Consider the following 18,801-nt stretch of genomic DNA (forward strand, 5'->3'; position numbering starts at 1 on the left):
TTATGCGGTTCCATAGTGCTGGCTGACTTCACCTGCCCAGCGCATCCTCCCTTTAGTCTGGATTATTCTGCTCCGGCATCACCTTCCAGCAAGGTGTTTATTTGCCATAGCCGCGCGCTTTCGGCAGCCGATGGCATGAGAAATCCTGACATATCCCTTATGAACTTTTGCCAGTCAGGGCATTTCCTAGATGCATCTTGCGGAACTCAAGGCCAAATCCCCAGCGGATCTTCTGGCCTGCGCTGAAGACCTGAATATTGAAAACGCGTCATCCCTGCGCAAGCAGGACATGATGTTTGCCATCCTGAAGGCACTGGCCGACAACGACCAGGCGATCTACGGCGAAGGCACGCTTGAGATCATGCATGACGGGTTTGGTTACCTGCGTTCCCCCGAATCAAACTACCTTCCCGGCCCGGATGATATTTACATCTCCCCCACTCAGGTGCGCCGCTTTGGCCTGCGCACGGGTGATACGGTAGAAGGCCAGATTCGCGCCCCGCGTGATGGTGAACGCTACTTCTCCATGCTCAAGATCAACACGATCAACTTTGAGCCACCGGATGCCGTACGCCACCGCATCAACTTTGATAACCTGACCCCACTTTACCCTGAACGTCGCCTTCAGATGGAAGTGGAAAGCCAGGCTTCCGCCCCAGAACCAAAGGCCGAAAAAGGCAAGAAAGGCGCGCAAAAAGACTTTACGCCGCGCGTTATCGATCTTGTTTCCCCCATTGGTATGGGCCAGCGCGCCCTTATTGTGGCGCCGCCCCGTTCGGGTAAAACGGTTATGCTGCAAAGCATTGCCTCTTCCATCAGCGCGAACCACCCGGAAGTTTTCCTGATTGTTCTGCTGATTGATGAACGCCCCGAAGAAGTAACCGACATGGCGCGCTCTGTGCGCGGTGAGGTGATTGCCTCCACCTTTGATGAACCCGCACACCGCCACGTGCAGGTTACGGAAATGGTGCTGGAAAAAGCCAAGCGGCTTGTTGAACACAAGCGCGATGTGGTGATCCTTCTGGATTCCATCACCCGTCTGGCCCGCGCCTACAACACCGTTGTGCCTTCATCCGGCAAGGTGCTGACCGGTGGTGTGGATGCCAACGCCCTGCAGCGGCCCAAGCGCTTTTTTGGTGCTGCCCGTAATATTGAAGAAGGTGGCTCCCTCACCATTATCGCCACCGCGCTGATTGATACCGGCAGCCGTATGGACGAAGTGATTTTTGAAGAATTCAAAGGCACGGGTAACTCCGAACTGGTGCTGGATCGCAAGCTGGCAGACAAGCGCACCTTCCCCGCGATCGACATCACCAAGAGCGGCACCCGTAAGGAAGAACTGCTGGTGGATCGGGCTACGCTGTCCAAAATGTGGGTTCTGCGCCGTATTCTGGCCCCTATGGGCACGATGGACGCCATGGACTTCCTGTTGGACAAGCTGAAATACAGCAAAACCAACAACGACTTCTTCGAAGCCATGAACAACTGATTGGGCAGGCATTTTTTAGCCTTCCCCTCTATCAGTTCTTTTCTACAGAGCGCCTGCTTCGGTTTACGAGGCAGGCGTTTCCTGTTTTTTGCGCAGCGTAAGCACCACACTGCCATCGGGCTGCGGCACATCAGACAAAATGGTATGCCCCAATGCACGGGCAGACCGGCTGATATTCTTCAGCGGTTCCTCCCCTTTCAGGCGCACAGCCAGCAAACCACCCGGCGGCAGACCATCCAGCGCCAAGCGCGTGCGCACAAATGTCATGGGGCATTTTTCCGTTGTAATATCCAAAACGGCAATGCGTGGCTCTTCCTGCACGTTAAAATCGGGCACGTATGCAGCAGAACGGGTCATTCAAAAACTCCACAAAATGGCAAAAAATGTAAGCTCATCTGCAAAAGATAGGGGCCTGCATCGCATAAAAAAACTGCCAGCGAGTGTAAAATTGGACAAACCCTATCACTTTCGGCTACCTGAAACCTGAAACACAAATTGTAACTCAAAGCAGGATTTGTGATCTTGAAGGCACAGTCGGCAGAATCGCGGATCGAGCAGCTGTGTGTTGAACACGGCCTGAAAATGACCGGACAGCGGCGCGTTATTGCGCGTGTTCTGTCTGAAGCAGACGACCACCCAGATGTGGAAGAACTGTACCGCCGTGCCTTAACGCTGGATTCCCGCATTTCAGTGGCCACGGTGTATCGCACCGTACGCCTTCTGGAAGAAAAAGGCATTCTGGAACGCCGAGATTTTGGCGGTGGGCGCGCACGGTATGAAGCAACGGAAAATGGGCGTCACCATTATCATCTGATAGACGTGGATAATGGGAAGGTTATAGAGTTTGAAGACCCGGAACATGAAGCCTTGATGAAAAAAGTGGCGGATCGGCTGGGCTTTGAATTTGTTTCCATGCGGCTTGAGCTGTTTGGCCGCAAAAAATCCGCTGCAAAGCCGGGCACCAAAACATCCTCTCGCGCCCGCCAGAAAGGAAATGCTGCATGAGTGCAACGCGCAACAACGGAGGGGGGCTTTCTGCGCTGGATCTGGAACGCAAAGGCTTTCCTGAACTGCGTGGTGGCACCCTGAGCGTACGCATTGCAGAAACAGAGGCCGAGCTGGAAGCAGCCCAGGCCCTGCGTTATCGCGTTTTTTATGAAGAAATGGGTGCACGCCCCGAGGGCGAAACCCTGCGCCTGAAACGCGATATTGATGAATTTGACAATGTAGCAGACCACCTGCTGGTTATTGACCACGCTATTGCCTCGGACGCACGGGGCGTGGTGGGCACATACCGGCTGGTGCAAAGTGACGCCGCAAAAAAAATCGGGCGTTTTTATTCTTCCAGCGAGTATGACATTACGCCGCTAAAAGAATTCCCCGGTAAATTGCTGGAAGTGGGCCGGTCCTGCGTAGATAAAAACTACCGTGGGCGCACAGCCATGCAGTTGCTATGGCGCGGCATTGCCTCCTACATTTTTCTGCATCAGATTGATCTGCTGTTTGGCTGCGCCAGCCTGCCGGGAACAGACCCGGATAAAATGGCAGATGAGCTGACTTATCTGTATCACAACCACTTGGCCCCTCCGGCCCTGCGCGTACGTGCATTGCCAGACCGGAAAGTGGAAATGCTGCGCACAGACCCGCACAGCCTGAACCTGCGCCGATGCTTGGCAGGCTTGCCCCCACTTATCAAAGGCTATCTGCGGCTAGGTGGCTATGTAGGTGATGGCGCCGTGGTGGACCCGCAGTTCAACACCACAGATGTGGCTATTCTGGTTAAAAGTGAACTGCTGGCAGACAAATATTACAGGCACTACGAACGCCGCCTGCGCGATGCGCTGGACTGAGAACGGGCAGCTTTTTCAACGTCCGTTTTCTTTTTCTGTTAGTCAGTAAACTAAGGTTTGCGCCGTGGTAAAACTGCCCGCGTTTTTTCAAACGGCGCATACCCGCCTGCGCCGGTGCTGGCGGGAAAACTGGCGTTTTATGGGGTTTATGCTGGGGGTTGGCGCTCTTTCTGCGCTGGCTCTACCCCCTTTGCATTTTTTACCTATCCTGTTGCTAACCTTTGGCATACTGAGCCGGATACTCAACACCACAACAAGCTGGAAACACGCAGCGTGGGCTGGCTGCCTGTTTGGCTTTGGCTTTTACACCGCCGGGCTTTACTGGCTGGTTAATGCGGTGCTCATCCGCGCAGATGAGTTCTGGTGGTTTGTACCCTTCCCTTCCATGGGGTGTGCTCTCATTCTTGCGCCAATGGTAGGCGCGCCAGCCGCGTTAAGCCTTCTTGTACCTGCGGGACTGCGCCGTTTGGCATTTTTTGCCGGTGCGTGGACAGTGTTTGATATGGGCCGCACATTTTTATTCAGCGGCTTTACATGGAATGCACTGGGCAGTTGCCTTGCCATACCCGGCCCTGTTGGGGACCTGCTCATTCAACCTGCTGCATGGATGGGGGAAGACGGGCTGACTTTGGCGCTTGTACTGGTAAGCCTGTTATGCGGGAGCGCCTTATTAGACAGCCTACATCTGCGCACGCCATTTACACCGCAATCAGCAACACCGTGCTGCTCATCTGCAGCGCGGCGTAGAATTTACGTGGGCAGTCTCGCGGCCTGTGTGCTTTGGCTTGGTGTTGGGGCAGCACGCTTTTACAGCATTCACCCCCAAGGAGAATCCGGCCCAATAGCTGTTATGGTGCAAGGCAATGTGCCGGAAACTGAAAAAGTAGGCAGGTTACGCCCAAGAGATATCTTTTTGCGTTACCTGCGTCTGACAGCCCAAGGTGTGCAGCAGGCGCGGCAAATTCAGATTCAGCAGGCAGCTTCTGGCACACCTTACCGCCCTATTGTGTTTTTATGGCCAGAAACCTCTTTTCCCGGCTATGATCTGTTGCAGGATACGCCCAAAGCCCGCGAAGTTATTATGGACTGGGCACTGGGGGCAGATGCAGGAATTATTGGAGCACTTCGCCAGGATGATAATGGGCGTTACCGCAATTCCGTTTTAGCTTTGGCGCCCGATGGCGCCGTAAGTGCCGTGTATGACAAAGCACGCCTTGTACCTTTTGGAGAGTATCAACCCTCCTTCATTCCGTTGCAGATTGTACCACAAGGCGGATTGGCTGCTGGTCCGGGCCCACAAACATGGCATTTAGCCAACATTCCCCCTGTTGGTCCGTTAATCTGTTACGAGGTTATTTTTTCAGGCGATGTCACCAACCCTCATGACCGTCCGCGCTGGTTGGCTAATGTGACGAATGATGGCTGGTTTGGTAATAGTGCAGGCCCACGCCAACATCTGGAATCCGTGCGCTTGCGGGCTGTAGAAGAAGGGTTACCCATAGTCAGAGCTGCCAACACAGGTATTTCTGCCGCGTTTGATGGCAGAGGCCATCTTCTTTCCAAATTGGAGTGGGACAAAACAGGAATACTTGTTTCTGCTGTACCTGCTGCGCTGCCTCGCACATTTTTCGGGCATTACGGGCAAACCGTTCCTTTACTCTGCTGTGCGTTGCTGATGCTTGGAGCATCTCTCCGGCGCAACAAAATCTAACTTTTTATTCATTACTAGGGCCTGTTAGATCTTGAATTTCTTCCCATATTGTAGGGATGGAAGAAGGAGACAGAACAGGCACCTTTACGGACGAGACATGGGCGATCTGGGAACCTCTGATTGAGGAGGTTCGCCCGAGGGGCAAGACGCCGCCACATGATCTGCGGCGGACGATAGCAGCGATTTTCTGGCGTCATGAGAATGGCGCGAAATGGCGGAGTATCCCCGCTGAACTGGGTCCGTGGTGGCGGGCTGCGCAGCTTTTCATCCGCTGGGCGAAGCTCGGCGTATGGGAGCGGCTGCTCGCACTGGTTCAGGAACAACAGGGAGTGGCATTCGGAATGACTTTTCTGGATGGCACGAACATCAGGGCTCACCACAAAGCGGCGGGAGCCCAAAAAAAGGGGCCTCTTTCGAAGAGCGAGACCATCGTGAAGCACTTGGCCGCTCTCGCGGCGGCTATGGCACAAAAGTCTGCGTGATCGCTGATGGACATGGAAAAGCCTTCGGTTTTGCGCTGGCCCCTGGACAGGCTCATGAACTGCCTCTGGCACCAGCCATGCTCGACAGCCTTCCCGCCACTCCCCTGTGGGTAGTAGCGGACAAGGGCTACGCGTCGAACGCCATGCGTGAACGGATATGGGACATGGGAGCACGGCCAGCCATTCCCGCGAAACGACGCGATGGCCCGGTCGCCTGCCCCAAATGGGCCTATCGGTGTCGGCATCTCGTTGAGAACCTCTGGGCTCGCCTCAAGGAGTGGCGCGCTGTCGCAACCAGATATGAAAAAACAGCAACGTCGTTCCTCGCGGTCATCCACATCGCTGCCGCAGCAGACTGGATCAAGCCCTAACAGGCCCTAGTTCATCATTTTTTAATTTTATGGCGCAGTTCCTTTTTAAACAGATGTCTGCGCTGTTTTTCTTTTGGAGGAAATGACAAACATCTTTATAAAATATTAATCTTCTTGAGCATCTCATCTCATGAAAGCATGAAAAGTTTCGAGGCGTGAAACACACGGAGCACGAACCGATCGACACCACCATGATCCAGTCTCATGCTGCTGCCACTGCCATTGATGCCCATGTTGGCAAACGCATAAGACTACGCCGCACACTGCTAGGCCTCTCTCAGGAAAAACTGGGAGAAGCTTTGGGAATTACCTTCCAGCAGATTCAGAAATATGAACGTGGCGCAAACCGTGTGGGTGCATCACGGCTGTACCATATTGCCTGCGCGCTGGATGTGCCGATCAACTTCTTTTTTGATGATATGTATCCCGCTGAAGCTGTTTCCAACAAACATGCGCATTTTTCAGAAACACGTAAAAGCTTTGGCACAATATCGGACAAAAATGTTCCTGTAACTTCTACAACAGATACAAAAAATATTTTCAAAAATCAGGAAACACTGGAACTGGTGCGCGCATATTACAGTATTCCAGATGCCCAAATGCGCCAAAAAATTCTCGAACTCATGCAAACAATGAGTGGGACCAAATAAAAAAGGGCGGCCTTAAAGCCGCCCTTTGTAAGTGAGGTGAATCAGAAACTCTGATCATCTCCGCCACCCCAATCTCCACCGGCATCTCCAGCGTCTCCGGCATCGCCGCCCCAGTCAGAACTGTTCGCGTCAAAGTTGGGGTCTGCGCTGGTGCCAGCACCACCAAACGGATCTGCGCCCGCTGCTCCAGCTCCTGCTCCTGCATCACCATAGTAATTGTTAATGGTTTCCGTGGGGGCTGCACCACCACCCCAGCCTGCATCACCACCTGCTGCACCGGCATCATGATGCCCGCTGAAAAGGCTGGTCAGCGCATTGGCGGCCATCATGCCGCCAGCAACACCTGTAGCTGTGGAAAGCGCGCTGCCCAAAAAGCCGGAACCGCCCTGAAACATGGAGGGGCGCATACCATACGGCATGGGCTGCGGCTGATACTGCGGCGGCATGGGCGCTGCTGCAGGACGACCACCCCAACCCGGAGGAGCCGCCGTTGGCTGCGGTTGCGGCTGTGCATTCTGCCCGCCGCCAAACAGGCCGCTAAAGAAACCACCAGATTTCTGCTGCCCGGCACCCTGCTGCTGCTGTGCCTGTTGCAAAGCCTGCTGGGCCTGCTGCAACTGGAACTGAAGCTGCTGAATACGGTTTTGCGCTTCTACCAGCGCTGCTTCCTGCACAACCGCCATCTGGGTAATGCGATAGCGCGCTTCCGGATATTTCTGGAATTCCTGCGCAATAAACTGGTCTGCCTCCGGGTCTATCGGGGGCAGGTTGGGCCGCGTAGAGGGCACACTGGCAAAACCGCCCTGTGGTGCGCCGCTTACACGCGCAAAGAATTTTTCGATCAGATCGCGTTCGTCGTTATTCATCCCATACCTTCCCTGCCCTTTGGGGGCTAACACTGGCGGCTATAGCCTTTGTTTTACGCCAACACTCTGTCCAAGATGTGGCGCGGATACAAGCGCGATGCAAGAAGCCCTGCGCAGGAAGAATTGCACCATGGCCTGCCTTCTCTTCCGGTTCGGCGCATGGGGCTGTATGGTGTGCCCGCACGCAGCATGTATGAGCTGCATTATAACGTAACCTACCGGAGTAGCACCCTGATCATGGACCCGGCGTCTCCCCGCCCCACTGAGCGGCCTCTTTCCTTTCAGGATCTTATCCTGACCCTTCACCAGTTCTGGTCCAAACAGGGATGCGCCATTCTCCAGCCCTATGATCAGGAAATTGGCGCGGGCACTCTTTCCCCCCACACCACCTTGCGCGCCCTTGGCAGCAAACCGTGGAAAGCGGCTTATGTGCAGCCTTGCCGCCGCCCGTCCGATGGCCGGTATGGGGAAAACCCAAACCGCTTGCAGCACTATTATCAGTATCAGGTTCTGCTCAAACCCACGCCGGAAGAAAGCCAGAAACTGCTGCTGGACAGCTACCGCGCCATCGGGATTGACCCGGAACTGCACGATATCCGCTTTGTGGAAGATGACTGGGAAAATCCCACCATCGGTGCATGGGGCCTTGGCTGGGAAGTCTGGTGTGATGGTATGGAAGTCACGCAGTTTACGTATTTCCAGCAGGTTGGCGGTATTCCCGTAACTCTGCCCTCTACCGAGCTGACATACGGTCTGGAACGTCTGGCCATGTATGTGCAGGGCGTAGAGAACGTGTACGATCTGGATTACAATGGCGCGGGCCTGACCTACGGTGATGTGTTCCTGCGGGCCGAAAAAGATTATTCCCGCCATAATTTTGAACTGGCAAATACAGACCTGCTGTTCCAGCACTTTACAGATGCAGAAAAAGAAAGCGTGGCACTGGCAGAAACCGGTGTGGCCCAGCCTGCATATGACCAGTGCCTGAAGGCCAGCCACCTGTTCAATCTGCTGGATGCGCGCGGCGTTATCAGCGTGAGCGAACGTGCCGCCTATATTGCCCGAGTGCGTAATCTGGCCAAGCTATGCTGTGAAACCTGGCTGGCTGGCGAGGACAAGTAAGATAATGCCCGAACTGCTGATAGAACTGTTCTCTGAAGAAATTCCGGCCCGCATGCAAAGCCAGGCAGGGGAAAACCTCCTGCGCCTGCTGACAGAAGCTCTGGCCCCTCTGCACCCGCAAAATGCCGTGGCGGCCACTGGCCCACGCCGTATTGCTGCCAGCCTGAACATTGATGCCACCGTGCCCGGCCGCACGGTTTCTGAACGCGGCCCGCGTGAGGGCGCGCCAGACAAGGCGCTGGATGGCTTTACCCGCAAGCACGGCGTAACACGTGATGCGCTCACATTGCAGAACGGGTTCTGGATTCTGGAGCGTGAAGAACCAGCCGTAAGCGCACAGGCCCATATTGCGGCTGTGCTGCCTGATCTGCTGCGGCGCTTCCCTTGGCCCAAATCCATGCGTTGGGGGGCTGGCAGCAGCTTTACATGGGTGCGCCCGCTGCGCCGCATCCTGTGCATTCTGGATGGTGAAACCGTGCCTTTCTCCCTCGCTCAGGGTGAAGATAACGGGCACAATCTGGTGGCTGCCAACCTGACAGAGGGCCATCGCTTCCTCAACCCCGGTGCTGTGGCTGTTTCCAGCGCTGCGGAATGGCGGAAAACCCTGCATGACCGCCACGTGATGGTGGATGCTGCAGAACGCCGCAAAACCATTACAGAAGGCCTGAACGCTCTGGCAGCTTCCGAAGGGCTGCAAATTGTGCCAGATGCCGGGTTGGTAGACGAAGTAGCCGGGCTGGTGGAATGGCCTGTGCCGTTCCTTGGCCAGATTGATGCGCAGTTTATGGAACTGCCTGCTGAAGTGATGCAGGTTTCCATGCGTGTGAACCAGCGTTACTTTGCCCTGCGCAACAGCGATGGTACGGCTGCACCGCGCTTTGCTTTTGTGGCCAACATTGTGCCGGCAGATGATGGCACGCTTATTGTCACCGGTAATGAACGCGTGCTGCGTGCCCGCTTTGCAGACGCCCGCCACTTTTGGGATCTGGACCGCAAGCAAACGCTGGCTTCCCGCCTGAAGGCGCTGGATTCCATCACCTTCCATGCCAGCTTGGGCTCTCAGGGTGATCGCACACGCCGTATGGTGCGTCTGGCCGGTATTCTGGCCGACATGGTGGGTGCACCCAAGGCCGACTGCGAACGCGCGGCTGAACTGAGCAAAACCGACCTGACAACCGGTATGGTTGGGGAGTTTCCCGAACTTCAGGGTGTGATGGGCGGTTACTACGCCAAACATGACGGCGAAAGTGCTGCCGTGGCGCAGGCCATTAGCGAACAATACACCCCACGCGGCCCCGGTGATTCGGTGCCAACTGCTCCGGTTTCCGTTGTGCTGGGGCTGGCTGACCGCATTGATATGCTGGTGGCCTTCTTTGCTGCGGGTGAAAAACCTTCGGGTTCGGGAGATCCGTTCGGCCTGCGCCGTGCAGCCTTGGGTGTTATCCGCCTGATCCGTGAAAACAATCTGCGGCTTGATCTGGTGCGCCTGTTTGTTTTGGCAGCCGAAGCTCTGCCTGCTGATTTGCAGGATGCGCCTGATCTGGATCTGCTACCGCAGTTCATTGCCGAACGTCTGCGCGTGCAGGTACGCTCTGAAGGGGCGCGGCATGATTGTCTGGCCGCAATTTCCGTTGATAATTCCGATACGGATATCGTGCGCCTGCTGGCCCGTGCCCATGCCTTGCAGGACATGCTGGAAACAGAAGACGGCAAAAACCTGCTGGCCGCCACGCGCCGCGCCGCCAACATTCTGCGGATTGAAGACAAGAAAGACGGCCCGCACGAAGATACGCCAGACCCCGCCCTGTTCACGCAGGATGAGGAGCGCGCCCTGTTTGACGCGCTGGAACGTGTGGAACCTGCCGTAGAAAAGGACTTTGCCGCCGAACACTTTACCGATGCCATGCGCGAAGCCGCCAGCCTGCGCGAGCCGCTGGATAAGTTCTTTGAAGTGGTAACGGTAAATGCTCCAGAACCAGAGCTGCGGCTAAAACGCCTGAAGCTGCTTTCCCGCGTTGTACGTATGATGCGGCTGATTGCAGATTTCAGCCAGATTGAGGGATAATCACCCACATTATCTTAACGTGGCTTGCTGCCTGTAAACGCAGCAAGCTACGTTAAATCTGCCCGCAAAAACCCCACACAATGCGTTGCACGCAGGCGTGTAGCTGATACCTGCAAAAAACATAGTGTCTGCCCCAATACTCTTTTAGACAGGCATGAACCTTTCTCCGGCAAGACAAAGCCGGAATAGGCCTTTTCCGGTTTTTTGCATGGTAGAATAAAATGACGTCTTCCCGCTCTCTCACCCTTGGTGTGCTTAATGGTATGGGAAGCGGTGCGTTATGGGGCACTGTATTTATTGTTCCCCTGCTGCTGCATGATTTTACATCTCTGCAAATGACAGCCGGGCGTTACATTGTTTATGGTCTAATCTCTCTGGCCTTGCTATTGCCCCGTTGGAATATTCTTAAAAACATTCTGGGAAAAGCCGAGTGGATTGCGCTTATCCGCTTATCTATTCTGGGCAATGTTCTGTATTACATTCTGCTTTCCACCGCCATTACAACTGTAGGCGGCCCTGTAACCACGCTTATTATTGGGTTTTTACCCATTGCTGTGCTGATTATGGGCATACGGGCGGGCAGTAGCATCCGTATCAAACAGATTGCTGCCCCCATGAGCCTTAGTATTATTGGTATTCTGCTTATTGTTTCGCGCAGTTTTACGGCTCATGCAGCAGCCACTCCGGCGCACCCGGTGGCTTTTCCTACCCAAGTTATTGGATTGCTTTGTGCTGTGGGGGCTTTGGCATCATGGACATTATATGCCGTTGAAAACACGCGCTGGCTGTTAAAAACCTCTACCGTGAGTGACCATGACTGGTCTCTGCTAACAGGCGTTGTTACCGGCGCACTCGCTCTTGTGCTGGTTATTCCCGCCTTTGTTTTGCATGCTGTGCCCCATGCCTGGCTAGATTGGGCGCGTTTTTGGGGCGTGTGTAGTGCTACGGCGCTTTTGGCTTCTGTAGTGGCCAACGGGTTATGGAACCGAGCCTCCCGCCTGCTGCCGCTCACGCTTTCCGGGCAAATGATTATTTTTGAAACGCTGTTTGCCCTGCTTTATAGCTTTGTATGGGCACATCGCTGGCCCAGTCTTGTAGAGTTTTGCGCCATTATCTGCCTCATAACAGGTGTGCTGTGGTGCACGGCAGCCCACCGCACACCACACAACACATCTGAATAAAGGCTGAAATCAGGTTCGGGGTGTGCGTCCAAAAAAGAGGCTGATTACCAGCAGCACCACAAACACAAACAGCAGAATTTTAGCTATTTCTGTAAAGTTGCCTGCCGCGCCAGAAAACCCGAATATGGATGCCAGAAGGGCAAAAATTAGAAAAATCAGAACCCAGCGTAAAATAGCCATCTACTTTCTCCCTTCCGCCACACGTCAACACGTATGACTGTTAGTCACCTGTAGTAGAAAGGCTAACGCACAAAAGCGGCAACAGTTTGCTTGCCACTTTGCACTTACGCTGCACGCCTATAGAGCGGCTTTAGTGTTCTTCTGCACCGGGAATAATATCATAAGCCGGGCTGCCAGCAGGTGGGCCGGGTGGCGGCGCATCACCCACGGCAATACCCACCATTTTTTCGGCTGATGTACCAATTTCTCGTGCATCAATAGCCGTGCCAAGCTCACCACTACTACCTGTGCCAACAGCATAGAGCGTTTGGCCCGGTGTAAGCAGATTAGCCACACGCGCAGCTTCACGCGGGGTAATGCAGATAACGGAGTGATCTTTCAAAATCACACCGGAAAGTTCCCCATTGGCATTGTAAAGCTGCTGCCAGATTTCGCCATGCAGCACCAAATCCGGGCCGGCAATCATTTCAGTAGAATGCACGGGCATGGCAATAAAATTGTCCTGCATGCCACGGCCACGCGGGCTGGTAATTCCAAACGCCCGAATAATAGGCAATGTGCGGCCCTTTAACCCGCGGATGGAAATAACATCCCCCGGTTTAACCAGCCCAGCCAATGCATGCGTTTGTTCTGGGGAAACAAAAACCTGCGTGCCATCTTCCAGCACCAGCCCAAACACACCCCCATGAGGGGATGGCAGAAACTGCGCGACCTTACCGCTAAAGGAAGGCAAGCCAGAAAGATCATACACACCATCTGCCTGCTTTTCTGTGTGTGTCTGCCGAGCAGAAAAGGACTCTGCCTTGGAGGCAGGCGTTTTATGTGCTGGCGCGGCTACAGCCACGGAAGACACCAATAATGCAGCAGACAAAGAAAGCAGATAGCGCATAGCCCAACCGATTATGAAACGCCGCCCCCGCCCATATGTGCACGGGGGACAGCATTGCGTGAGATTCGTGGCCCTATTCTTTGCCACGAACTGTCATTCCCGCAAGAGCGGGAAAAGCGTGTCAGTGGCGGAAATGGCGCATACCAGTAAACACCATGGCAATACCGGCAGCATCTGCTGCGGCAATCACCTCGTTATCACGGATGGAACCACCCGGCTGAATAACCGCAGTGGCCCCAGCGGCAACAATGGTTTCCAGACCATCTGCAAACGGGAAGAACGCATCAGACGCAGCAACAGAACCCTGTGTAAGCGGCGTATCCTGCCCGGCAGCCTTTGCGGCCTCACCACTTTTGGAAGCCGCAATACGCGCAGAATCCACACGGCTCATTTGGCCAGCGCCAATGCCCACTGTGGCGCCATCCTTGGCGTACACAATAGCGTTAGACTTAACGTGCTTGGCCACGCGGAATGCAAAGATCAGATCCTGCATTTCCTGTTCCGTAGGGGCGCGCTTTGTCACCACCTTCAGGCCTTCACGGCTGATCTGGCCGTTATCACGCGTTTGAGCCAGAAAACCACCGGCTACAGAACGCACCACAATACCTTCTGCCGCAGGGTTAGGCAGGCCACCGGTTAGCAGCAGACGCAGGTTCTTTTTGCGGGACAGAAGCGCCTTGGCATCTTCTTCCGCATCCGGAGCCACAATCACTTCCGTAAAGATGGTGGAAATCTTTTCTGCCGTAGCCGCATCCAGCGTGCGGTTTAGGGCCACAATGCCCCCAAAGGCAGAAACCGGATCGCACCGCAGGGCCTGATCCCACGCTGCTGTCAGTGAAGGTGCAACAGCCACGCCACAAGGGTTGGCATGCTTTACAATCACAACGGCCGGGCTATCAAATTCAGCTACAGCCTCAAACGCAGCATCGGTATCATTGATGTTGTTGTAGGAGAGAGACTTACCCTGCACCTGCTGTGCCGTAGCCACGCCGGGGCGCACTGTGCCATCACGATAGAAAGCGGCCTTCTGGTGCGGATTTTCACCGTAACGCAGAATTTCCGCACGCTGGCCAGCCATAATGAAGCGTTCGGGGAAAGGCTGCTGAGCCTGCTTGGCAAACCATGCAGCAATGGCGGCATCATACGCAGCAGTACGGGCATACGCAGCACCCGCATAGGCACGGCGCATTTCCAGCGTGGTGCCACCATCGCCCAACGCATCAATCAGCCCTTCATACTGGGCCGGGTCTGTCAGCACCACCACATGGGCATGGTTTTTGGCGGCAGCGCGAATAAGTGCAGGGCCACCGATATCAATGTTTTCAATGCAGGTATCTGCATCTGCGCCAGAAGCAACCGTTTTTTCAAACGGATACAGATTGACAGCCACCAGATCGATTGGGCCAATGCCGTGTTCTTCCATCTGGGCCACGTGCGCAGGAAGATCACGCCGGCCCAGAATGCCACCATGAATTTTGGGCACCAGTGTTTTTACCCGGCCATCCAGAATTTCGGGAAAGCCTGTGTAATCCGAAACTTCCGTAACAGGGATACCTGCATCGCGCAGCGCCTTGGCAGACCCCCCGGTAGAAAGAATTTCTGCCCCCTGCGCTGCAAGAGCGCGGGCAAGATCAAGCAGACCCGTTTTATCGGAAACAGAAACAAGGGCACGACGGATAGGCAGCGTCGTCTGGCTCATGGCGGACCTTTCGCATGGCAAAAACGTAATGCGGGCTGATGACCCCAACATGTCACATGCAGACCATCAGCCGAGGGGTGAAAAACGACAAAACCCGCCTTAGCGGCGGGTAAATGTCCAGTACATAGGCTGGCGGCCAGCAGCAATGGCCTTGGCCTCATACCGCGTGGGGAACCAGCCTTCTGGCCGGGTTAAAACGGGTTTTGGCGCTTCAAAGTAATCCTGAGCTGCCATAACTTCCTCCACCCATGCCTGATAGGTAGGATCATCACTGGCAACGCGCCACACGGCACCGGGCTTAAGCACACGGGCAGCCAACGCCACATTTTGCGGATGCACAAAGCGCCGCTTGGCATGGCGTGCCTTGGGCCACGGATCTGGAAACATCAGGAACAACCTGTCCAGACACGCATCGGGCAGCACATTCAGCACTTGCCGGGCATCATCATCCCACAGCCGCAGCATTTCTGGCACGGGAGCCGTTGCTTCCTCCCCCACCGGCACAAGGCGGCTTAACAGGGAGCACAAACCGTTATGGAAAACTTCGGAGGCAATATACCCCACTTCGGGGTGTGCATTGGTTTGAGCAAGCACGTGCTCACCACCGCCAAAGCCAACCTCAAACCAGATCTGTTCTGGCGTATGGCCAAAAACAGAAGCCGGATCTGCCGCGCGCTCTAGCGGAAAGCGCATACGCGGCAGGGTTTCATCCAGCAGCCGTTCCTGACGGGGGCGCAACGGATGCCCACGCTGGCGGCCGTACAGCCGCTCCGGCGGGGGTTTGACATCTGTTACCACAGGCTGACCATTTTCAGCCGAACCTTTAGCCTCCGCCATGAACAGAACGCCCTAAACTTAGCGGTTCAGCGCGCTACGCAGGGCGTCAACCAGATCGGTCTGTTCCCACGTAAAGGTGTCCAGCTTGGAATCTGGCTGGCGGCCAAAGTGACCATAAGCAGATGTCACAGCATAAATCGGACGGTTCAGGCGCAGGTGCTTACGGATACCACGTGGGGTAAGATCCATCACTTCACGCAGCACGTCACCCAGACGGTTTTCATCTACATCTTTACCGGTTTCATCCAGATCCACATAGACGGACAGCGGATGAGACACGCCAATGGCGTAGGAAAGCTGAATGGTGCAACGGTCTGCCAGACCAGCGGCCACAACATTTTTAGCCAGATAGCGGCAGGCATAAGCTGCGGAACGGTCAACCTTCGTGGGGTCCTTACCGGAGAATGCACCACCACCATGCGGGGCTGCACCACCATAGGTATCCACAATAATCTTACGGCCTGTCAGCCCGCAGTCACCATCCGGGCCGCCAATTACGAACACACCCGTGGGGTTGACGTAGAATTCTTTTTCCGGCGGCACCCAACCTTCTGGCAGCACATTCTTAACCACCTGACCCAGACGGCCACGCAGTTCTTCCTGATTGATACCTTCATCATGCTGGGTGGAAATCACCACAGAGGTCGCACCAACCGGGCGGCCATTGACGTAGCGCAGGGTCACCTGGCTTTTGGCATCCGGCTGCAGGCCTGCCACAATCGGGTCACCCGCACGGCGCAGATCACGCATTTCATGCAGAATGCGGTGCGCATAGTAGATGGGGGCTGGCATAAGGGTATCGGTTTCGTTCGAGGCATACCCGAACATGATCCCCTGATCGCCTGCGCCTTCGTCTTTTTCACCTGCGCTATCAACGCCTACTGCAATATCAGCAGACTGCGCATGCAGGTAATTGGCAGCTTCCGCACGGCGCCAGGAGAAACCTTCCTGATCGTAACCGATATCTTTGACAGCTTCGCGCGCCAGTTCAGTCAGCTTGTCCGATGTAACGGAAGATGGGCCACGTACTTCACCCGCAAGAATGATGCGGTTGGTGGTTACCAGCGTTTCACAGGCAACGCGGGCTTCCGGATCTGCCGCAAGATAAGCGTCCAGAACGGTATCGCTGATCCGGTCAGCAACTTTATCGGGATGGCCTTCGGAAACAGACTCCGAAGTAAACAGAAAATCGCCGTCTTTACGCATGATGGTGCCGTTTGCCCCACGCACTGTGAAAAAGGAAACAGAAGCCCGCCCTAAAAAAGGGGGACGAGGTCGTATGAAGGGATAGAAAGCAGCGGTCAAGAGTATTGGCCAAACAGGCCAGCAAGAAACGCCGTTTTCAGCCTTGCGCCCAACGCGGGGCGGACACTGCCCGCCCCTTTAAGCTGGCCTTATAGTGGGGGCAGGCCCAGCACGTCTTCCATGCTGTAAAGGCCGGGTTTGTGCCCTTTTACCCACTTGGCAGCACGCACCGCACCAGTGGCAAAAATGCGCCGATCAAAGGCGCGGTGCCCCAGAACAATCTGCTCATCGGCTGATGTGAACAATACTTCATGTTCGCCCACAATCTGCCCACCACGCAAAGCTGCAAAGCCAATAGCCCCTTCCTTGCGGGGGCCAGTATGGCCATCACGCCCACTTTCACGCACGTCTGCCAGCTTTACACCACGCCCCTGCGCCACGGCCTCACCAATAGCCAAGGCCGTGCCGGATGGCGCATCCACTTTCTGCCGGTGGTGCATTTCCACAATTTCAGCATCGTAGGAGTCTGCTGGCAGCACACGTGCCATCATCTGCGCCAAACGCTGCACCAATGTAACGCCGGGGGAATAATTGGCAGCATGTACCACAGCAATTTTTTCTGCTGCTTTGTTTACGGCTGACTGCTGCTCTGCTGAAAGGCCAGTTGTACCCAGCACCCATGCCGTGCCTGCTGCGGCCAATGCCTGTGCATTCGGGATAACCGTATCAGCGTGGGTGAAATCAATCACCACATCGCTGTTGGCAGCTAATTCGGCCATATCCTTAAACAGCGGCACACCTTGGGGCAGACCACTGACTGCTTCTGGCTTACGTGTTGTGCCACCAGAAAGGGTTGCCCCTGCGGCCTGCACTTCTTCCACCAACAAACGGCCCACGCGCCCCGTTATGCCTGCAATACCGATACGCATGAGCGCTTATTCCTTCCCTTCAAAAAAGTCCCGCACGCGGCGGAAGAAGCCCGTATGTTCGGGGCTCTGCTTCACATCCTCACCGGCTTCTTTTTCAAATTCTTCCAACAGTTCACGCTGGCGCTTGCTGAGGTTTTGCGGCGTTTCCACCGTAACCTGAATGTACATATCGCCACGGGCCGTAGAGCGCAGAACCGAGAAGCCTTTACCGCGCAGGCGAAAATGTGCGCCGGTTTGCGTGCCAGCCGGAATTTTTACCTTGGTGCGGGAGCCATCAATCACAGGCACTTCAATTTCTGTGCCCAAAGCAGCCTGCGCCATGCGCAACGGCACGCGGCAATAAATGTTGGCACCATCGCGCTGGAAAATGCCATGTTCTACAACAGAAACGTGGATATACAGATCACCCGGCGGCACACCGTTGCCTCCGGCCTCTCCTTCACCAGAAAGACGGATGCGCGTGCCGTCTTCCACACCGGCAGGAATCTGCACTTCAACCGTGCGTTCCTTTTCCACTGTGCTTTCGCCGTGGCAAACCTTGCAGGGGTTTTTCACCACCTTGCCTGCGCCATGGCAGGTTGGGCATGGGCGCTCCACAACAAAAAAGCCCTGCTGCGCCCGCACCTTGCCTGCACCGTGGCAGCTTGGGCAGACTTCAACGCCCGATGCGCCATCGTTAGAACCTGTGCCGTGGCAGGATTCGCACGCCACGCGGGTAATGACCCGCACATCTTTTTTTACGCCGGTAAAAGCTTCTTCTAGCGTGATTTCAACATGGGTCTGGATATCGTTGCCAGTGCGTGCACGGCCACCACGGCGGCCGCCCATCATGTCACCAAACATCTGTTCGAAAATATCGCCCAGACCACCGCCACCAAAGCCACCGCCAAAGTCAAACCCGCCGGGGCCAGGGCCACCGCCTTCAAACGCGGCATGGCCGTACTGGTCATACGCAGCGCGCTTTTGTTCGTCCTTCAGGATATCGTAGGCCTGGTTGATTTCCTTGAACTTGGCTTCTGCTGCATCATCCCCCGGGTTCCGATCGGGATGATACTTCATGGCCAGCTTGCGATAGGATTTCTTGATTTCATCAGCCGTGGCTGTTCGGGAAACCTCAAGAATTGCGTAGTAATCGAGCTGAGTGGCCATGGAAGTCCTCTTGTCGGGGGCTGCCTCTAAAGCATGAGCACAGCATTTGTCCGAAACAACAAAAAGCGCCCGCCTTACAATGAAGC

At 55.3% G+C, this 18,801-nt stretch carries 18 protein-coding genes; 9 read left to right on the forward strand and 9 right to left on the reverse strand.

The window, feature by feature from the left end; all coding sequences use genetic code 11:
- Window positions 1-190 precede the first annotated feature (190 nt).
- The gene (gene rho / locus ABNV41_RS12390; protein WP_042787093.1) at window positions 191-1,489 is read left to right on the forward strand and encodes a transcription termination factor Rho; all 1,299 of its coding nucleotides are present in this window, start codon (window positions 191-193) and stop codon (window positions 1,487-1,489) included.
- Window positions 1,490-1,552: 63 nt separating this feature from the next.
- On the opposite strand, the gene ABNV41_RS12395 is transcribed toward rho, so the two are convergent.
- On the reverse strand, window positions 1,553-1,846 hold the full coding sequence (locus ABNV41_RS12395; RefSeq protein ID WP_003623789.1) for a sulfurtransferase TusA family protein: 294 nt from the start codon (window positions 1,844-1,846) through the stop codon (window positions 1,553-1,555).
- 159 nt (window positions 1,847-2,005) lie between these two features.
- On the opposite strand from ABNV41_RS12395, the gene ABNV41_RS12400 reads away from it, so the two are divergent.
- The 5 genes from ABNV41_RS12400 (at window position 2,006) to ABNV41_RS12420 (ending at window position 6,553) form a co-directional block, all read left to right on the forward strand.
- Window positions 2,006-2,494, forward strand: coding sequence for a Fur family transcriptional regulator (locus ABNV41_RS12400; protein ID WP_006116856.1), 489 nt, complete (start codon window positions 2,006-2,008; stop codon window positions 2,492-2,494).
- Window positions 2,491-3,339: a GNAT family N-acetyltransferase gene (locus ABNV41_RS12405; protein ID WP_003623791.1), complete on the forward strand. Its 849-nt coding sequence runs from the start codon at window positions 2,491-2,493 to the stop codon at window positions 3,337-3,339. The genes ABNV41_RS12400 and ABNV41_RS12405 overlap by 4 nt, the downstream gene beginning before the upstream one ends.
- Window positions 3,340-3,403: 64 nt before the next feature.
- Entirely contained in the window at window positions 3,404-5,050 is a 1,647-nt protein-coding gene (gene lnt / locus ABNV41_RS12410; protein WP_050819126.1) for an apolipoprotein N-acyltransferase, read from the forward strand.
- Window positions 5,051-5,106: 56 nt separating this feature from the next.
- Window positions 5,107-5,903 (forward strand): IS5 family transposase gene (locus ABNV41_RS12415; protein ID WP_082779839.1). Its coding sequence is split into 2 segments (ribosomal slippage): window positions 5,107-5,446 and window positions 5,446-5,903, totalling 798 coding nucleotides; the frame shifts between segments, so codons are not numbered across the junction.
- Window positions 5,904-6,058: 155 nt separating this feature from the next.
- Entirely contained in the window at window positions 6,059-6,553 is a 495-nt protein-coding gene (locus ABNV41_RS12420) for a helix-turn-helix domain-containing protein (protein WP_080986739.1), read from the forward strand.
- 41 nt (window positions 6,554-6,594) lie between these two features.
- Here the strand turns inward: ABNV41_RS12420 and ABNV41_RS12425 are convergent, their stop codons facing one another.
- Window positions 6,595-7,419: a DUF2076 domain-containing protein gene (locus ABNV41_RS12425; protein WP_050819124.1), complete on the reverse strand. Its 825-nt coding sequence runs from the start codon at window positions 7,417-7,419 to the stop codon at window positions 6,595-6,597.
- 75 nt (window positions 7,420-7,494) lie between these two features.
- On the opposite strand from ABNV41_RS12425, the gene ABNV41_RS12430 reads away from it, so the two are divergent.
- From ABNV41_RS12430 to ABNV41_RS12440, 3 genes are all read left to right on the forward strand, one after another.
- Window positions 7,495-8,541, forward strand: a complete 1,047-nt coding sequence (locus tag ABNV41_RS12430; RefSeq protein WP_196332610.1) for a glycine--tRNA ligase subunit alpha — start codon at window positions 7,495-7,497, stop codon at window positions 8,539-8,541.
- Between the two features lie 4 nt (window positions 8,542-8,545).
- Entirely contained in the window at window positions 8,546-10,606 is a 2,061-nt protein-coding gene (glyS, locus tag ABNV41_RS12435) for a glycine--tRNA ligase subunit beta (protein WP_349934778.1), read from the forward strand.
- Between the two features lie 221 nt (window positions 10,607-10,827).
- Window positions 10,828-11,787 carry a DMT family transporter gene (locus ABNV41_RS12440; RefSeq protein ID WP_050819122.1) on the forward strand — a complete coding sequence of 320 codons (960 nt, stop codon included), beginning with the start codon at window positions 10,828-10,830 and terminating at the stop codon, window positions 11,785-11,787.
- A gap of 9 nt (window positions 11,788-11,796) precedes the next feature.
- Here the strand turns inward: ABNV41_RS12440 and ABNV41_RS12445 are convergent, their stop codons facing one another.
- The 7 genes from ABNV41_RS12445 to dnaJ all read right to left on the reverse strand — a co-directional run bounded on the left by ABNV41_RS12445 (window position 11,797) and on the right by dnaJ (window position 18,715).
- Window positions 11,797-11,967, reverse strand: coding sequence for a DUF1328 domain-containing protein (locus ABNV41_RS12445; protein WP_003623804.1), 171 nt, complete (start codon window positions 11,965-11,967; stop codon window positions 11,797-11,799).
- 130 nt (window positions 11,968-12,097) lie between these two features.
- On the reverse strand, window positions 12,098-12,856 hold the full coding sequence (locus ABNV41_RS12450; protein ID WP_050819121.1) for an OB-fold nucleic acid binding domain-containing protein: 759 nt from the start codon (window positions 12,854-12,856) through the stop codon (window positions 12,098-12,100).
- 121 nt (window positions 12,857-12,977) lie between these two features.
- Entirely contained in the window at window positions 12,978-14,555 is a 1,578-nt protein-coding gene (gene purH / locus ABNV41_RS12455; protein WP_003629724.1) for a bifunctional phosphoribosylaminoimidazolecarboxamide formyltransferase/IMP cyclohydrolase, read from the reverse strand.
- A 99-nt stretch (window positions 14,556-14,654) separates the two neighbouring features.
- Window positions 14,655-15,392: a tRNA (guanosine(46)-N(7))-methyltransferase TrmB gene (locus ABNV41_RS12460; protein ID WP_050819120.1), complete on the reverse strand. Its 738-nt coding sequence runs from the start codon at window positions 15,390-15,392 to the stop codon at window positions 14,655-14,657.
- 18 nt (window positions 15,393-15,410) lie between these two features.
- Window positions 15,411-16,598 carry a methionine adenosyltransferase gene (metK, locus tag ABNV41_RS12465; protein WP_349934779.1) on the reverse strand — a complete coding sequence of 396 codons (1,188 nt, stop codon included), beginning with the start codon at window positions 16,596-16,598 and terminating at the stop codon, window positions 15,411-15,413.
- 188 nt (window positions 16,599-16,786) lie between these two features.
- On the reverse strand, window positions 16,787-17,566 hold the full coding sequence (gene dapB / locus ABNV41_RS12470) for a 4-hydroxy-tetrahydrodipicolinate reductase (RefSeq protein WP_050819118.1): 780 nt from the start codon (window positions 17,564-17,566) through the stop codon (window positions 16,787-16,789).
- A gap of 6 nt (window positions 17,567-17,572) precedes the next feature.
- Complete coding sequence (gene dnaJ / locus ABNV41_RS12475) at window positions 17,573-18,715, reverse strand: molecular chaperone DnaJ (protein ID WP_050819117.1); 1,143 nt, start codon at window positions 18,713-18,715, stop codon at window positions 17,573-17,575.
- Between the last annotated feature and the right edge of the window lie 86 nt (window positions 18,716-18,801).

The sequence above is a fragment of the Acetobacter sp. A11-2 genome (genome assembly GCF_040208445.1).
Taxonomy (GTDB): domain Bacteria; phylum Pseudomonadota; class Alphaproteobacteria; order Acetobacterales; family Acetobacteraceae; genus Acetobacter; species Acetobacter oryzoeni.

Bases quoted from the DNA above. Each gene is read 5' to 3' on its own strand.
- rho (WP_042787093.1), top strand. From the start codon at position 191: ATGCATCTTGCGGAACTCAAGGCCAAATCCCCAGCGGATCTTCTGGCC.
- ABNV41_RS12395 (WP_003623789.1), bottom strand. From the start codon at position 1,846: ATGACCCGTTCTGCTGCATACGTGCCCGATTTTAACGTGCAGGAAGAG.
- ABNV41_RS12405 (WP_003623791.1), top strand. From the start codon at position 2,491: ATGAGTGCAACGCGCAACAACGGAGGGGGGCTTTCTGCGCTGGATCTG.
- ABNV41_RS12425 (WP_050819124.1), bottom strand. From the start codon at position 7,419: ATGAATAACGACGAACGCGATCTGATCGAAAAATTCTTTGCGCGTGTA.
- ABNV41_RS12430 (WP_196332610.1), top strand. From the start codon at position 7,495: ATGTGGCGCGGATACAAGCGCGATGCAAGAAGCCCTGCGCAGGAAGAA.
- glyS (WP_349934778.1), top strand. From the start codon at position 8,546: ATGCCCGAACTGCTGATAGAACTGTTCTCTGAAGAAATTCCGGCCCGC.
- ABNV41_RS12440 (WP_050819122.1), top strand. From the start codon at position 10,828: ATGACGTCTTCCCGCTCTCTCACCCTTGGTGTGCTTAATGGTATGGGA.
- ABNV41_RS12445 (WP_003623804.1), bottom strand. From the start codon at position 11,967: ATGGCTATTTTACGCTGGGTTCTGATTTTTCTAATTTTTGCCCTTCTG.
- ABNV41_RS12450 (WP_050819121.1), bottom strand. From the start codon at position 12,856: ATGCGCTATCTGCTTTCTTTGTCTGCTGCATTATTGGTGTCTTCCGTG.
- purH (WP_003629724.1), bottom strand. From the start codon at position 14,555: ATGAGCCAGACGACGCTGCCTATCCGTCGTGCCCTTGTTTCTGTTTCC.
- ABNV41_RS12460 (WP_050819120.1), bottom strand. From the start codon at position 15,392: ATGGCGGAGGCTAAAGGTTCGGCTGAAAATGGTCAGCCTGTGGTAACA.
- metK (WP_349934779.1), bottom strand. From the start codon at position 16,598: ATGCGTAAAGACGGCGATTTTCTGTTTACTTCGGAGTCTGTTTCCGAA.
- dapB (WP_050819118.1), bottom strand. From the start codon at position 17,566: ATGCGTATCGGTATTGCAGGCATAACGGGGCGCGTGGGCCGTTTGTTG.
- dnaJ (WP_050819117.1), bottom strand. From the start codon at position 18,715: ATGGCCACTCAGCTCGATTACTACGCAATTCTTGAGGTTTCCCGAACA.